Source organism: Acinetobacter sp. AG3, from assembly GCF_022343575.1.
In the GTDB taxonomy this organism is placed as follows: domain Bacteria; phylum Pseudomonadota; class Gammaproteobacteria; order Pseudomonadales; family Moraxellaceae; genus Acinetobacter; species Acinetobacter guillouiae.
On record NZ_JAKQZD010000001.1, the window covers coordinates 3,284,429 to 3,301,295 of the forward strand.

The window sequence follows — 16,867 nt, forward strand, 5'->3', positions numbered from 1 at the left end:
ACTTTCATGATTTAGACACTCCTTGTGCTGCTTGTAGTACGGCATCAATTTGTGCCTGAATATTGCCCAAGTAAGCGGCTGGTTTAAAAATCTCTGCTAATTCCTGTGCACTTAGATGAACATTCACCTCAGCCATTGCTGACAACACTGTTTTTAAATGCTGCTGTTGCGCAATAGCCTGCTGACAAGCTTGCTCAACCAAATGATGCGCATTTAAGCGTCCAATTTTAGCTGCCAATGCCATCATTGCAGCTTCTGCCATGATCAAGCCCTGAGTACACTCAAGGTTGCGCTGCATCGCTTCTGCATCGACTTGCATATGTTCAAGTACATCTGTCGTGCGTTCTAAAGCACCTGCGCATAACTGGAAAATTTCAGGAATCACCAACCATTCTGCATGCCAAGTACCTAAAGCACGTTCATGTTCTTGCAACATGTTTTGGTAGACACTCGCCATTAATGCAGGCACACGGTTGGCTGCTGCAAGGACGCAAGCGGCTGCAACTGGATTACGTTTGTGTGGCATGGTGGATGAGCCACCACGGCCTTTTGCAGTGGGTTCAAAAACTTCAGCAATTTCAGTTTGCATCAGCAAAGACCAGTCTTTTGCCATCTTGCCAACATTACCGACGATCAGGGCAAGTACACTGGCAATTTCAACGATACGGTCACGCTCACCGTGCCATGTACACTCAGGTGAGGTTAAATTCAACGCCGCAGCATAGGCTTTAACCACCGCGGAACCTTGGTCTTGTAATGATGCCAATGAACCCACGGCCCCACCGAGTTGAGCGGTAAGAACGCGGCTTTTCATCTCGCTTAGACGATCAAGATCACGTTTAAATGCCGCAGCCCAACGCGCAAACTTATGCCCTAAAGTAATTGGTAAGGCTTGTTGCAACCAAGTCCGACCAATCATGACTTGGGCACGATACTGTTGTGCTTGGTCTAATGAAACTTGATAAGCCTGTTGTAATTGTTTTTCAATCAGCCCTAATGCATCACGGCATTGCAGAATCGTGGCTGTATCAATAATGTCTTGGCTGGTTGCGCCCCAATGTACATAACGCGCTGCGTCTTCATCCTGTTGTTTTACTATCGCAGTAAATTGCTTAACCAAAGGAATCGCAATATTTCCCGCAAGTGCTGTGGCGGTTGCCAATGCTTCAAAATCAATTTTTGCTAAGGCCTGTTGTCCAACTTGTTCAATGATGCTGGCAGCGGATGGTGGAATCACACCCATTTGCGCCTGTGCTTTTGCCAAAGCCACTTCGGCTTGGATCATATAAGCCAATAAGGCATGATCGCTAAAGATTGCTGTGACATCAGGCTGATAAAATAAGCTGGCGTATAACTGGCTCATCAGATACCTCACTCAACACGTTGAATAATTAATGCAATACCCTGACCTACCCCAATACACATTGAACATAGGGCATATTCACCTTTGATCTGTTCAAGTTGATTTAAGGCTGTGGTCACCAGTCTGGCACCTGATGCACCCAAAGGATGACCTAAAGCAATCGCACCACCATTGGGATTTACACGTGCATCATCATCTGCCAAACCTAAATCACGGGTTACCGCCAAAGCTTGGGCAGCAAAGGCTTCATTCAGTTCAATCACATCCATTTGCGCTAAACTAAGATCGGCTTGTTTAAGCAGTTTCTTGATTGCAGGCGCTGGTGCAAAGCCCATAATTCTTGGTTCAACACCCACTGTGGTTGCTGCAATAATTTTGCCACGTGGTTTTAATTGGTATTTTTCTACAGCTTCATCTGAGGCGATCAATAACGCCGCTGCACCATCATTAATCCCAGACGCATTTCCCGCCGTGACCGTACCATCAGCTTTGACCACACCTTTAAGTTTTGTCAGTGCAGCTAAAGTGGTTGATGCACGTGGATGTTCATCGGTATCCACAAGCACAGCATCACCTTTACGCTGTGGAATAGTGACAGGCACAATCTCATTTTTGAAAAAGCCTTGAGCTTGTGCTGCCGCAGTACGTTGTTGGCTGTTTAGCGCAAACTGATCTTGATCCGCACGGTTAATATTGAATTGTTCTGCTACGTTTTCAGCAGTTTGTGGCATGCTGTCCACACCATACAATTCTTTAAGTTTTGGATTGATAAAGCGCCAGCCCATAGTGGTGTCTTCGATCTTTTGACTGCGTCCAAAAGCACTGTCTGATTTACCCATCACATAGGGCGCACGGCTCATGCTTTCTACACCACCCGCAATAATTAAATCTGCTTCATTGGCTTTGATGGCACGAGCTGCCATGGCAATCGCATCCAGTGACGATCCACATAAACGGTTGACAGTGGTCGCTGGCACTTGATAGGGCACACCCGCCAATAATGCTGACATGCGCCCGACATTACGATTGTCTTCACCAGCCTGATTGGCACAGCCATAGATCACATCATCGACTTGCTGCCAATCTACCGTTGGATTACGTTGTATCAATGCTTGAATTGGAATAGCACCGAGGTCATCTGCACGGACTGGCGCAAGACCACTGGCATAACGACCAAATGGGGTACGGATGGCATCTATGATGTAAGCGTTTTTCATGTGTCTTTCCTTTATCTAAAATCCCTCCCAGCCTCCCTTTTATTAAAGGGAGGAGTTCCCCTCTTTTTTAAAGAGGGGTTAGGGGAGATTTATTATCCCTGTGTCGCATCAATTAACTGAGCACCCGTCAAAGCCTGTAATTCTTCAAAGCTCAGACCTGCAACTTTTTCAAGCACTTTTAAGCCATCTGTAGTCACATCAATCACGCATAAGTCGGTATAAATACGATCAACACAATGCTTACCTGTTACTGGATAGCTCAGTTCTTCAACAATCTTAGGTTCACCTTGCTTGGTCACATGATCTGTGGTGATAAAGACTTTCTTGGCCCCTACAGCCAAATCCATTGCACCACCCACCGCAGGAATCGCATCAGGCGCACCGGTATGCCAATTGGCAAGATCGCCATTGGCTGCCACTTGGAATGCACCCAATACAGCAATATCCAAATGTCCACCACGCATCATGGCAAAAGAATCACCATGATGGAAAAACGAGCCACCCGTTAGCATAGTGACATATTCTTTGCCAGCATTAATCAGCTCAGGATCTTCTTCACCTTTGGCGGGTGGAGGACCAAAAGCCAATAAACCATTTTCAGAATGCAAAAATACATCTTTGTCTGTTGGCAAATATTTTGAAATCTTGGTCGGTAAACCAATGCCTAAATTGACATATGCACCATCGGGAATATCTTGGGCAACACGTTCAGCAATTTGGTCACGGCTTAGTTTTTGGTAGCTCATTGTTATTCTCCATTACCATTGGCTGCATCAACTGCAACCACATGCTGAACAAAAATCCCTGGGGTAATAATATGCTCAGGATCGAGCTGACCCAGTTCAACCACCTCTGAAACCTGTGCAATGGTGACATCCGCAGCCATCGCCATGATTGGACCGAAGTTACGTGCTGATTTGTTATAAACCAAGTTGCCCCAACGGTCGCCTTGATGTGCTTTAATCAGTGCAAAGTCTGCTTTAATTGGATATTCAAGCACGTAGTCTTTGCCATCGATATGACGAGTTTCTTTACCATCTGCCAATAATGTGCCAAAGCCTGTTGGGGTAAATACTGCACCTAAACCCATTCCTGCGGCTTGAATACGACACGCGAGATTACCTTGTGGAACCAGTTCCAGTTCGATCTTGCCCGCATGATAGAGTTCATCAAATACCCAAGAGTCAGACTGACGTGGGAAAGAACAAATGATTTTACGGACTGCACCCGATTTAAGCAGTTTAGCCAGACCATAATCGCCATTGCCTGCATTGTTATTGACAATCACCAGATCCTTAACGCCAAGTTCAATCAGCCCATCGATCAGCTCTGCGGGCTGTCCTGCTGTTCCAAAGCCACCAATCATAATGGTTGCACCATCTTTGATGTGGGACAGAACCTCGGTCAATGAGGTGGCGCTTTTATCAATCATCTGACTACTTCCTGTACTATGAATCACTCATTTGTTTCATCCTAGAAACCGATGAAACATAAGTTGAGTGTTTTGTTCGGATTTCTTATCTTCATTCTTGATAAATTTTGTATTTACTTCTAGGCTTGAAGGGATGTTTTGTTCGATCATTATTTTTTATGTTCGATGATCGAACTTTATCCCACTAAAACAGTCTACTTTCGGTTTAAAATAATTTTACGGAATCTGATTTAAAATAAGGATCTGCGTTATGGACAATGAACAGAAAAAAACCACCCGATTTATTCATCATACTGAAAATAAAAAGATTATTCGCCATGAAGATTTTATTGCAGGGATTGCAAAAGGTTTGGCGATTTTGGAATGTTTTGGACCTGAACGGCATCGTTTTAACATCAGCACGGCAGCTGAGAAAACCGGAATGACCCGTGCAGCAGCGCGTCGCCATTTACTGACATTAGAATACTTAGGCTATTTAGACTTTGACGGACATTATTATTATTTAACCCCGAAAATTCTCAAGTTCTCTGGCGCTTATTTAGACGGCTCCCCTTTACCTAAAATTTGCCAACCCTTATTAAATTTATTGACCAACCAAACCTCACTGATTTATTCCGTGATGGTTCTCGATGGTTATGAAGCAATTACCATTGCACGGAGTGCTGCGCACCAACAAACAGACCGAGTTAATCCCTATGGCTTACATTTAGGCAATCGTCTGGCTGCGCATGCAACCTCTGCGGGGAAAATTTTATTGGCGCATTTAAATGTCGAAGAACAAAAGCAGTGGCTGACCCAATATCCATTAAAGCGTTTCACTAAATACACTCATACAGAAAGTGCTGCCTTTATAGAACTACTGCATGAGATTAAAGAACAAGACTGGTGTTATTCCTGTGAAGAGCACGAATTGGGGGTGCATGCTGTGGCAGTTCCGATTTATGACTCAAATGCGGTTGTTGTTGCCGCACTCAATATTGTCTCCCCCACTATACGCACCACCAAAGATTATTTAATTACGCATATCTTGCCGTTACTGCAAGAAACAGCGCGAGATTTACGCCAAGTGATTTAGCATCTGTTGAGATAACAACATCTTTTACATGGCAAAATATACTTTGTGAAGAAGACACTTTACCAAGTTGCTAAATATGTTTTACATATGCCATTGATAAATTGTCTGTTCACACTGTTTGCGAAATAACACTTGCTGTTCTCGTTCATGATCCTGTTGTTGACTGCTGTGTTCTGAATGCGTGTGTCCTAAATGTACAGATGTGAAATGACCTACTAAAGAATGCTGAGGTTGAGGGTGATTGTGCTGAGATAAATGGTCATCAGAAGCGCCATGTTCATGTTTACAAATATGTTGGCTAGATAAATCCTGTTGTATTGGCAGATCTTGCTCCATATCATCTTTTCGAATACAACAACCCGCAACATATTGGCTCGTGCCATCCAGATAAAATTCTTCTTTCCATACGGGAACCTCATGTTTTACTCGTTCTACCGCTTCTTCACAGGCAGCAAATGCTTCACGGCGATGCGCTGCATAAGCAATCGCAATAATGGCTTTTTCACCGATGTTTAAAGCACCAATACGATGAATAACCCGTACATAAGCCACCGCAAATTTTTGTTGAATCTCTTGTTCAATTTGACGAATCATTTTTTCTGAAACAGGTGCATAGGCAGTGTATTTCAATGCTTTGACTGCTTTGCCTTCATGGTGATTACGTACTGTTCCAATAAAGATGCCAATCCCACCACATTCAGGAAAGTCTTGAATCGGATCAAAACTGTCTTGGCTTAAAGGGGTATCCTGAATTCTGTTGAATTGTTTAAGCGTTTGTTCAAATGTATGCATATCAACCTCCCGCAACAGGTGACAGTAAAACCACGGTGCTATCCGATGTTAATAAGGTCTGACGTGGGATAATGTCTTCGCCTATTGCACATGCACAACGTTCAAGCATGTTTCCTGCATGTGGATAAGCGCGTACCACATAATCCAAAACATCCGAAAGCATCATTTCAGACTCACATTGCAGGGTTAAATCGCTCGGCAGTAAACGTTCAATTGCACCAAAGCATTCAATTTTTACAGTCATGTGCTGCTGGATATCTTTGAATTGATTGGCAATGTTTGCCGAGTCTGGTGTATTTGGAATGGTAAATTGATCTGACATATTAACCTCCAATCATGTACATACTGATTTTTCGAGATGATGAATGTTTTGATTTTGGCTGTTGATAAATCTCATCAAAGCCTTGTTTTTTCTGCCAAATATAATCTGATAAAGTATCTTTTAATTGTCTATGCTGTGGCGAACCTAATGTTATTGGCGAATATACAACTGCATTTGGTGAACTGATTTGTGCTAATTGGAGAGGCTCTAAAACAGGGAAATCCTGATCCAATGCCTTAATTTGCGCTTTGAGGCTGATTCCCTTTGGCGCAAATAGACAATTATAAAAATCACCTTGTGCAGTTAAGCGTACACGGTCACATGTGCCACAAAATGAATTGGTAATGGTCGAAATGATGCCAATCGGATAACCATCAATAAAATACTGTCGTGCAGGCTCGGAAGACTGTCCTTGCTGTAAAGTGACAACAAAGTCTTGCTGTAATTGAGCTAAAATTTCTTGTTCACTGACAATATCGGCTTGCGACCAAAGACCAGCGCCATCCAAAGGCATAAACTCAATAAATCGCACAGTAAAATGGTGTTGAATTGACCAGTGTGCTAAGGGCAAAACCTGATCATCATTGATGCCTTTGATCAATACAGCATTGATCTTGATCTTAAAGCCTGCTTGTTGTGCTGCGACAATGCCCGCTAATACAGGTTTTAATTCTTTTTGAGTCAGTGCTTTAAATTGTGCTGGATCTAGACTGTCCAGACTGATATTTAAGTCATCTAAACCCGCTTGTTTTAACTGGCTTGCGTATTGTTTAAGATAGTGTGCGTTACTGGTCATTGAGATACGTTTGAGTCCCAGTTTTCTTAATTTTTGTAGTTGCTCAATAAAGTGCACCACACCTTGACGCATTAACGGCTCACCACCTGTGATCCGAATCTGTTCAATGCCATACCGCACCATAAACTCACAAAACACATAAAGTTCTTCAAAACTGAGTAAATCGTGTTTTTTCATCCATTCAGGATGTTCGGGCATACAATAGACACACTTAAAATTACAGCGATCTGTCACTGAAATTCGGAGTTTACGCTTGCTACGACCATATTGATCGACAAAGGCGCTACCCACGTCATATTGTGTCATTACATTCATCTACACATCCCAAGCCCGGTTTAAGTTCAAAAGTTCTTTAAACTTAAAATCTGCGCTATTTTATTGATATTGAAATTGCAAAAAGTGTTCCAACTTTGATCATTCACCAATGCGCTTCAGCTAAAACCTGCTCGAATTCTCTCAAAAATAGAGATTTGCAAAAAACGAGTCCAAACCAAGCCAATCAATGTAAAAACTTGAGCTGTTGATATTGCTGTAATTCGTCCAAAGAATTGATGCTGTGAAAAAACAGTGCATGATTTTCAAATAACGCTTCCTGAGCGTGCAAATCAGAAAAACATGCCTTTAAACTGCGTTGTCCTTGTTCAAGATGAGTGCAGATTTGATTTAAAGCACTGCGCTTTAACAAGCAAAATGGATATAAGGCTTTGCCATTGATATTGACATAAGCCACTTGTGCCAAAGGATGACCCGCTAAAGCCATATGTAAGTTTTCAATAACATCAGGTGGAATAAAGGTCACATCACAGGGCACAAAAAGTACATAGTCAGATTTTACATAAGACCAAGCACTCTTTATTCCCATCAGCGGACCAAAAAAGCCTTTTTCATCATCCTGATAGCAATACAAACTGGGAATAAGTTTTTGATAAATTGAATAATCACGGTGGCTATTGACCCAAATCTGCGCGACTCAATTTTTTAGTTGTTGATGGATCTTAATCAATTGAATTTGATCATCAAATTTCTGTAACAGTTTATTGATCCCATTCATACGCCTTGCTTGACCCCCCGCAAGAATGACAAGATCAGTCTGTGGATATTGTTTGGCTTTCTTGGGTTTTATGATTCTTTTCATTGTGTAAGCTCCGCTTGACAGGCTTTAATCAATCCGCGAATTTCAGGTAGACATGAACCACAATTACCACCTGCTTTTAAACATGCAGTCACTTGTTTTTCATGATTAATATTGTTTTCTTTAATGGTTTGAATAATTCGATTTTTGCCCACTTTAAAACAACTACACACCAACGGCCCATCACTATTGCCCATCGACATGGCTTGTCCAGCAAGTAAGGCTTTACGATGCATCGCACTTAAACGATCACGTTTAAATAAACTGGCAACCCAATCACGATCAGGCAACAAGGCTTTGGGTGCGATATATAAACTTGCAATAAGACTACCTTCTTTTAACACTACACTATGGCTGATATGTGCAGTTTGATCTTCCAAGTTCAGCCACTCAAAACTTTCATCTTCAAAGGGTAAAAGTTGTTTGAGATGTTGAGTAGTTTGGGTAAAACGACGACGATCTGCCAATTCATAGCGTACTGCTTTGGCGGTCTGAATTTTTGTCCACCACACCGTATTTTCGATGCTATTTTTAACAATATGTTCATACCCTTCACGGACATAAAATACCCCTTGCCACTGGGTATAAAATGGCTGAATCAGCACAGGGGTATGTTTGAATTCTGGCTCGCCTGAAATTGCATCCACTACGGGATTGACCACTTTGCCAATACGGGCATCCGAAGCAAATTGATCATTCCAATGAATCGGGGCAAAAATCTGCCCACGACGGATATTGTCACTGAGTACAGTTCGCAAGACACAATTGCCCCAAGCTGATTTGATTTCAACCAACTCGCCTTCTTTCAAGCCATATTTCAATGCATCATTGGGGTGAATTTCACAAAAGGGTTCTGCTTTATGGGTGCTTAAATTGGCAGATAAACCTGTGCGGGTCATGGTGTGCCACTGATCCCGAATCCGCCCTGTATTGAGAATTAAAGGATATTCAACAGTGCTTTGATGGACTGGATCTATCGCCATCGTGGCAATAAATTTAGCTTTGCCATCTGCATGGCTAAACTGCCCCTGTGAAAACAATTGTGCGAATGCATGCTCAGCCTGATTGCGTATGATCACAGGCCATTGAATGGGCGCCAATTGATCATATTCATCCAATGAAAGATCAGTTAAACCTTGTAAATTGAAGTAACGAAAGCTTTGGGTATTTGATCGCGCATTAATCTCTGCATTTTGATACGCAGATAACTGTGCATGTTCTTTAAAAATCTCGTGGCTATTTGCAAAATCAAAGCCAGTAAATCCAAGCTTTTTAGCCACTTGTGCCACAGCCCACCAATCCGCTTTGGCCTGCTCAGGCGGGTCTAAAAAAGCACGTTGTCGTGAAATACGGCGTTCTGAATTGGTGACCGTGCCATCCTTCTCTCCCCACCCCAATGCTGGTAAGAGCACATCAGCAAACTGAGTGGTATCGGTATCTTTACAAATATCAGAGACCACAACAAACTCACAGCTGTTTAAAGCACGTTTGACCTGATCGGCATTGGGTAGGCTGACCACCGGATTGGTCGCCATAATCCAAATGGCTTTAATCTTGCCACTTTCCACTGCTTCAAAAAGATCAACGGCTTTTAATCCAACGTGTTTGGCAATGCTTGGACTGTTCCAAAAACTTTGCACAAGCTGTTGATGTTGTTGATTGTCTAAGTCCATGTGTGCTGCCAGCATATTGGCAAGTCCACCCACTTCACGCCCGCCCATTGCATTAGGTTGTCCTGTCATTGAGAACGGCGCTGCGCCCAACTTTCCAATTTTGCCCGTCAACAAATGACAATTAATGATGCTATTGGCTTTGTCCACGCCACGTGAAGACTGGTTTACCCCCATTGAAAATAAGGTCATGACTTTTTCTGTTTGGGCAAACTTTTCAAAAAAGAGCTGGAGTTTTTCTAGCGAAATTCCTGTTTTCACTGCAACATCTTGGAGATCTGTTTCAGCTTGCGAACTTTTTAGAGCCGTCTCTAGCCCTTGGGTATGTGCCTCAACAAATGCGCTATCGGCATAACCCTGTTGATATAAATATTGTAATAACCCATTAAACAAGGAAACATCTTGACCAATCAAAATAGGCAAATGCAAATCAGCTGCTTCACATGTGGCAGTAAAGCGTGGATCTATCACCACCACAAATAAATCACTTTGCTTTTGTTGTCTTAATTCTTTGGCTTGCATGATGCGTTGATACATCACGGGATGACACCATGCTGTATTTGAACCGACCAAAATCACCATGTCAGTATGTTCAAAATCATCATAACTTGCAGGTACTAGATCCTCACCAAAAGCACGCTTATGTGCGGCAACCGCCGAAGACATACACAATCTTGAATTGGTATCGATATTGGCTGTGCCCAAATAGCCTTTAACGAATTTATTCACCACATAATAGTCTTCCGTCAGCAACTGACCAGAAACATAAAATGCGACACTGTCACGACCATATTGCTCGATATAGTGTTGGAATTTATTGGCAATTAAATCTGTTGCGCTATCCCAATCTGTGACTTGCTGATGGAGATGACGCCCAAGCATTGGATATAAAACACGTGTGCCCAACCCCAGCGTATCGGCTAAATTACTGCCTTTAATACACAGTTTCCCGTAATTCGAGGGATGATTGACATCGCCAAGCACAGACACTTTTGGTCCTAGCGTGGTGTCTTGCACTGTTGCTGTGACACCACAGCCTACACCACAGTAAGGACAAGTGGTGTGTGTGCTTGTGATCTTATGTTCTGTGGAGCTAGGCAGTTCCATTACAGGGATACTATTCATTGCTGCTGTGCTCCTCAATGCTATACATTCACTTGAATATGGCTTTCATTTTTAATCTCCCCCTCCTGTTAAGATAAAGGGGGTTAAGCGATATAAATCAGCCTGCTTTTTTTAATGCAAAATCCCGACCAAATAACAATTTATTGCGAATCGAAGAAATTGGGGTTTGATCAGCAATCAATTCAGCGTACCAAGTACCATCCTCTGTATCACCAAACAGTACCGCACCCACGACTTTATCCTTTTGAATAATAATGCGTTTGTAGATTTGACGTTTTTCATCATTCAGAATAATGTCTTCGAAATCTTCTAGCGGTTGACTGTTTTCTAAATCAATGCGGCCTGCTGAAAAAACATCACAACCACTAACTTTTAACTGGGTTGGAACAGTCGGTGCTTTAAAGGTCAAACTGCCGTGTTCGGCCAAATGTGATGCACAAATAAAGGCTTGACCCCATAAAGGTTCTACCAAACCAAACGTTTGGTTACGATGCTCAATACATTCACCCACTGCATAAATACTTGGATCATAGGTTTGCATGGTGTCATTGACCAACACACCGCGATTACAGCGTAAACCCGCACTTTGTGCCAAAGCCATATTTGGGCGAATACCTACGGCAAAAACCACCAGATCTGCGTCTAAAAGCGTGCCATCTTTTAACCGAATCTGGGTGACATGACCATTTTCACCGAGTAATTCTTCTGTATTGGCTTCGGTGATGATCGGAATGCCCTTTTGCTCAATTGCTGTTTTCAACATTTGACTGGCTTTGGCATCAAGTTGGCGATCCATAATGCGATCCATCAAATGCAAAACCGTCACATTCATACCACGTTGCTTTAAACCATATGCGGCTTCTAGCCCCAATAGACCACCACCAATCACCACGGCATTGTTTTTAGATTTGCAGTAGTCGAGCATATTATTGACATCATAAATATCACGAAAGCTCAACACGCCATCCAAATCTGAGCCTTTGACTGGTGGAATAAATGGTTTTGAACCCGTTGCTAAAATCAAACGGTCATAGCTCACCACCACACCTTTTTCGGTATAGACTTGCTTACGGGGACGGTCAATACGTACCGCAGCATCACCCGCAATAAAGCGAATATTTTTATCGGCATACCATGAATGGGGATGTAGCATAATGTCGTCAATGGTTTTATCCCCTGATAAGACAGGCGACAGCATAATCCGGTTATAGTTACCCCAAGGCTCCTCACCAATCACCGTCACGTCGTAACGATCAGGTGCCATATCAAGCAAATCTTCCAAGCAACGCATCCCTGCCAATCCGTTCCCCACCAGAACTAAATTGATTTTTTCCTGAGCCGTACCATTATTGGTGATATAAGTTTTTTGTGGGGTTGGACTGACCCAAACCCGACCATTTTCAATTTTGCTTGGAAAAACCAATAATTTTTGATCTTTGTCTTCTAAACAACGGCCTGTTGCTAAACTAAAATGTTGCTTATAAATCGGTGATGCAACTACACGTTCACCTTGTAAATCACCAATAATTCCACGCGACATGACAAAGGCTTTACTGAATGGGTCTTGGTTGCTCAGCGCATATACACGCTTTTCACTGCCTACCCGAAAAATAGCCACTTGTTGTTGTCCCAGTAATGCGCCTACACCTGTATTGGGCGTAATATCTTGCAATGCACAAATATCCAGCCAATCGAGTTCATTCATATCTTTTAAAATGGTCATTGTATTTATCCTTTTAACAACGTTGATCAGATCTTCCACAAGACTTGTTTTTAAGCTGTGGAATAAGGCCAATAAAGCAAGTGTTCATATGCTTATGCTTCAACCTTATGCTTCAACTACAGGAATACGGCTCTGATCACGTTCTGATTCAGTTTTTGGGCGAATTTGCCCACGGACTTTGGCAAACTGAATATGTGGATCTTGCTGTTGCTCAGCTTTGGCATTAATAAAGGTCACAAAACGTTTACGTACTTCAGGATCTTCCACCGCAGTGCGCCATTCGTCTTGATAAGTGCCCACCACATGGCTCATTCGACGTTCAAGTTCAGCAGCAACCCCTAAGGAATCATGTACAACAACATCTTTAAGATAATCCAAACCACCTTCCATATTGTCACGCCATACTGAAGTCCGTTGTAAACGATCCGCTGTTTGGATATAGAACATAAAAAAGCGGTCGATATATTGAATTAAAGTTTGCGTATCTAGGTCAGAAGCTAAAAGTTCTGCATGGCGAGGTTTCATTCCCCCATTGCCACAGACATATAAGTTCCAGCCTTTTTCAGTGGCAATCACCCCAACATCTTTGCTTTGTGCTTCGGCACACTCACGGGTACAACCCGAAACTGCCATTTTTAATTTATGTGGGGAACGCAAACCTTTGTAGCGATTTTCAAGGAAGATGGCTAAACCGACAGAGTCATCGACACCATAACGACACCATGTGCTCCCAACACAAGATTTAACGGTACGTAATGACTTGCCATAGGCATGACCAGACTCAAACCCCGCATTGATCAGCTTTTCCCAAATTTCTGGCAATTGATGGACTTGTGCTCCAAATAAGTCTACCCGTTGCCCACCGGTTAGCTTGGTATATAAACCATATTCTTTGGCAATCTGACCGACTGCAATCAAACCATCTGGCGTCACTTCACCGCCTGCCATACGTGGTACAACAGAATACGAACCATCTTTTTGAATATTGCCTAGATAGTAGTCATTACTGTCTTGCAACCCAGCATGATTTGCGGTGAGAACAAAGTCATTCCAGCAAGATGCCAAGATATTGGCCGCTGTCGGTTTACAAATATCACAACCTAAACCATGCCCATGTTGTTGAATCAAGTCATCAAAGCTTTTAATTTCATTGACCCGTACCAAGTGATACAACTCTTGGCGTGAGTAAGCAAAATGTTCACAAAGATGATTATTGACCGTTACCCCTTGGCGTTGTAATTCAGATTTTAAAACTTGGGTCACTAAGGGTGCACATCCACCACATGCAGTTGCGGCTTTGGTACATTTTTTTAACGCGCCTAATGAGGTCGAACCCTCGGCAATTGCACTACAAATATCTGCTTTAGACACGTTATTACATGAACAAATCGTGGCACTGTCTGGCAATAAATCTACACCACTGCCTCCCGCTTTTGCTGAAGATTGTGCATAGCCCGGCATGATTAAACTTTCTGGATTTTCTGGTATAGCCAATCCATTGAGCATCATTTGCAATAAGTCGTTATATTCTTTGGCGCAACCAACCAGTACTGCGCCTAATAACTGGGTTTTCTCCGCATTGACCACGATCTTTTTATAGACCATTGCATCTTCATCAGCATAGAAATAGCTCAATGCATTTGCGGTCATGGCATGCGCATCGCCTACCGATGCTACATCAACACCCATCAGTTTTAACTTGGTGCTCATGTCTGCGCCAGCAAATGTAGGGCAACTTTGTTGCATCACATGTTTTGCCGCAATCCGTGCCATGTCATAACCGGGCGCCACTAAACCATAAATTTTATTGTTCCATAATGCACATTCACCAATTGCATAAATGTCTGCATCTGAGGTTTGGCAGTAATCATTGATCACGATACCGCCACGTTCACCTAAAGCTAAACCACTTTGGCGCGCCAATTCATCACGTGGGCGAATCCCTGCGGAAAATAAAATAATATCTGTTTCAAGTTCGGAACCATCTGCAAACTTCATCACATGGGTGCTATTCACACCGTCTTCTATAGCCGAAGTGGCCTTTTGGGTATGGACTTTCACACCTAAATTTTCAATTTTGGCGCGTAAAACTTTTCCGCCTAAATCATCAATTTGTACTGCCATTAAACGGGGGGCAAACTCAACAACATGGGTTTCCAAGTCTAAATCACGAAGCGCTTTGGCAGCTTCCAAACCCAGCAAACCACCGCCAATGACCACACCAGATTTTGCCGATAAACTCGCTGCCCGAATCGCATCCAAGTCATCAATGGTACGGTAAACAAAACAGTTGTTACGGTCGTGACCTAAAATTGGTGGAACAAAAGCATAGGAACCCGTCGCAAGCACCAATTTGTCATAGCCAATCACATCGCCATGATTGGTAGTGATGCATTTATTGCGGGTATCTATATCCGTGGCTTTGGTGTTTAAGCGCAGGTCGATACCATAAGCATCGGCAAAGTCAGCACGACAGAGGGTTAAATCTTTGGCAGATTTGCCTGTAAAATATTCAGTCAAATGCACACGGTCATAAGCTAAACGCGGCTCTTCTGCCAAAATCGTGATTTCAACTTCATCACCAGCATGTTCCAGCACAGATTCAATAAATTTGTGCCCAACCATTCCATGACCAATCATCACTAATTTCATATCGATTCTCCTTAATTCTTGCTGTTGTTATTCAATTAAGTCGCACTGTTTTGTTTAAGACTTACAGCATTTTGTTCCATGCTATTTCGCTCAAGCACTGCAGCTTCAAATAACTTTTGCTCTTTCTCTTTATGTTCAACCGAGAAACGGATCATCAATACACAACTTGCAGCAATCACCACCAAACCACCTAAAACCATCAGTGTCGTTTGAATATCCAACATGCCTTTTAATAAGAAACCAGCAGCAACAGCACCGACATTACCGCCTGCCCCGATAATGCCAGCCACACCACCCAAAGCATCGCGATCAATAAATGGAACCAGTGCATAGGTCGCACCGCAAGCCATATGGGTAAATAAAGCAAATACGGTCATCACCAAAATCGCCAGAATTGCGGTATTCATTTGAGAAAAGACAATCAGAAATACGCCTTCTAACAGGATCATGGCAAACAATACTTTAGTACGACCATCGAGACCTTTTTTAGTCGCCACCTTATCTGAAACAATACCGCCAAGTGCACGGGCAAACAGTGCCAATAAACCAAAAATCCCTGCGGCCATACCCGCTTCTTTTAAACCAAATTTGAAATGATCCACGTAGTACATTGCGACAATGTTGTGAATAAAAATTTCGATGCCAAAACAAGCTGCATAAGCACCGAATAGAATCCAAACACGATAGTTTTTTGCAGCATGCAGTAAAATTGCCATACCACCTTTTTTATCACTGCCCACATGCAGACCTTGCGCACGAAGCTCTTTAAAATCACCTTGTGGGCAATCTTGCGTAAACTTCCAGTACATTGCACCGACGATTAACATCAGCACACCAGGTACAATCAGCGCAATTCTCCAACCCATGGCTTGTTCAACACCAAACATCACCAGTGCGGCAAGCATCAATGGCATCAAGGCTTGAGTTGCTCCACCACCCGCATTGCCCCAACCTGCAGTGGTTGCATTTGCAGTTCCCACCACATTTGGCGCAAACATAATACTGGTGTGATATTGCGTGATGACAAAGCTGGCACCAATTGCACCAATCAATAGACGGAAAAATAGAAAGGACTCATAACTATTGGCAGATGCCACACCAAATACAGGGATACTGCCGATAATCAGTAATGCAGTATAGGTTTTACGAGGACCGTATTTATCGCATAAGGGACCGACGATCAGACGGACTAAAATCGTGATGGCCACCGCGGCAATATTGATATTGGCAATTTGATCTTTAGTCAGATGGAATTCACCTGCAATCACAGGCATTAACGGCGCACAAGCAAACCATGCAAAGAAACAGACAAAAAAGGCGAGCCAACTCATATGGAAGGCCCGCATTGCTGCGCTGCTAAAATTGAAAAGATGAATCTTTGTTGCTTTTTTCGCATCTAAATTTGAAGACATAGCTTCGATCTCCTGAACTGAACGTATATAAGTTGCTGTTATGCACGAGGCATATCAGTAACGATCAGAACGGACGTCGTTGGCCGTCTTACAAATTTTGAAAGTCTTCTTTGACTTGATTAAATATATGCATGGTTCATGCCAATTTTATATTTT

At 42.8% G+C, this 16,867-nt stretch carries 11 protein-coding genes and 2 pseudogenes; 1 reads left to right on the forward strand and 12 read right to left on the reverse strand.

Annotated features, from left to right (window positions below; genetic code table 11):
- Positions 1-4: 4 nt before the first annotated feature.
- The 4 genes from pcaB to L3V46_RS15215 all read right to left on the reverse strand — a co-directional run bounded on the left by pcaB (position 5) and on the right by L3V46_RS15215 (position 4,012).
- The gene (gene pcaB / locus L3V46_RS15200) at positions 5-1,363 is read right to left on the reverse strand and encodes a 3-carboxy-cis,cis-muconate cycloisomerase (RefSeq protein WP_239046155.1); all 1,359 of its coding nucleotides are present in this window, start codon (positions 1,361-1,363) and stop codon (positions 5-7) included.
- A gap of 8 nt (positions 1,364-1,371) precedes the next feature.
- Positions 1,372-2,580, reverse strand: coding sequence for a 3-oxoadipyl-CoA thiolase (pcaF, locus tag L3V46_RS15205; RefSeq protein ID WP_239046156.1), 1,209 nt, complete (start codon positions 2,578-2,580; stop codon positions 1,372-1,374).
- A 92-nt stretch (positions 2,581-2,672) separates the two neighbouring features.
- On the reverse strand, positions 2,673-3,326 hold the full coding sequence (locus L3V46_RS15210; RefSeq protein ID WP_004722148.1) for a 3-oxoacid CoA-transferase subunit B: 654 nt from the start codon (positions 3,324-3,326) through the stop codon (positions 2,673-2,675).
- A 2-nt stretch (positions 3,327-3,328) separates the two neighbouring features.
- Positions 3,329-4,012 (reverse strand): 3-oxoacid CoA-transferase subunit A, encoded by a 684-nt coding sequence (locus tag L3V46_RS15215; RefSeq protein ID WP_239046157.1) that lies wholly within the window; start codon positions 4,010-4,012, stop codon positions 3,329-3,331.
- 250 nt (positions 4,013-4,262) lie between these two features.
- Here L3V46_RS15215 and pcaU point away from each other — a divergent pair, with 250 nt between their 5' ends.
- The gene (gene pcaU, locus L3V46_RS15220) at positions 4,263-5,087 is read left to right on the forward strand and encodes an IclR family transcriptional regulator PcaU (RefSeq protein WP_239046158.1); all 825 of its coding nucleotides are present in this window, start codon (positions 4,263-4,265) and stop codon (positions 5,085-5,087) included.
- Positions 5,088-5,426: 339 nt separating this feature from the next.
- On the opposite strand, the pseudogene L3V46_RS15225 reads toward pcaU, so the two are convergent.
- The 8 genes and pseudogenes from L3V46_RS15225 to L3V46_RS15260 form a co-directional block, all read right to left on the reverse strand.
- Positions 5,427-5,879: pseudogene (locus L3V46_RS15225) on the reverse strand (molybdenum cofactor biosynthesis protein MoaE); the annotation flags it as partial.
- A gap of 1 nt (position 5,880) precedes the next feature.
- A complete protein-coding gene (locus tag L3V46_RS15230) occupies positions 5,881-6,123 on the reverse strand; it encodes a MoaD/ThiS family protein (RefSeq protein WP_034614026.1) in 243 nt (80 codons plus the stop codon).
- A gap of 79 nt (positions 6,124-6,202) precedes the next feature.
- Complete coding sequence (gene moaA, locus L3V46_RS15235; RefSeq protein ID WP_239046159.1) at positions 6,203-7,312, reverse strand: GTP 3',8-cyclase MoaA; 1,110 nt, start codon at positions 7,310-7,312, stop codon at positions 6,203-6,205.
- A 184-nt stretch (positions 7,313-7,496) separates the two neighbouring features.
- Positions 7,497-8,132 (reverse strand): annotated as a pseudogene (locus tag L3V46_RS15240) (NTP transferase domain-containing protein).
- A complete protein-coding gene (locus L3V46_RS15245) occupies positions 8,129-10,924 on the reverse strand; it encodes a nitrate reductase (protein ID WP_239046160.1) in 2,796 nt (931 codons plus the stop codon). The pseudogene L3V46_RS15240 and the gene L3V46_RS15245 overlap by 4 nt, the downstream one beginning before the upstream one ends.
- Positions 10,925-11,021: 97 nt before the next feature.
- On the reverse strand, positions 11,022-12,647 hold the full coding sequence (gene nirD / locus L3V46_RS15250) for a nitrite reductase small subunit NirD (protein WP_239046161.1): 1,626 nt from the start codon (positions 12,645-12,647) through the stop codon (positions 11,022-11,024).
- A gap of 105 nt (positions 12,648-12,752) precedes the next feature.
- Complete coding sequence (nirB, locus tag L3V46_RS15255) at positions 12,753-15,299, reverse strand: nitrite reductase large subunit NirB (RefSeq protein ID WP_239046162.1); 2,547 nt, start codon at positions 15,297-15,299, stop codon at positions 12,753-12,755.
- A 35-nt stretch (positions 15,300-15,334) separates the two neighbouring features.
- Positions 15,335-16,711 carry an MFS transporter gene (locus L3V46_RS15260; protein ID WP_004819891.1) on the reverse strand — a complete coding sequence of 459 codons (1,377 nt, stop codon included), beginning with the start codon at positions 16,709-16,711 and terminating at the stop codon, positions 15,335-15,337.
- Positions 16,712-16,867: the final 156 nt, after the last annotated feature.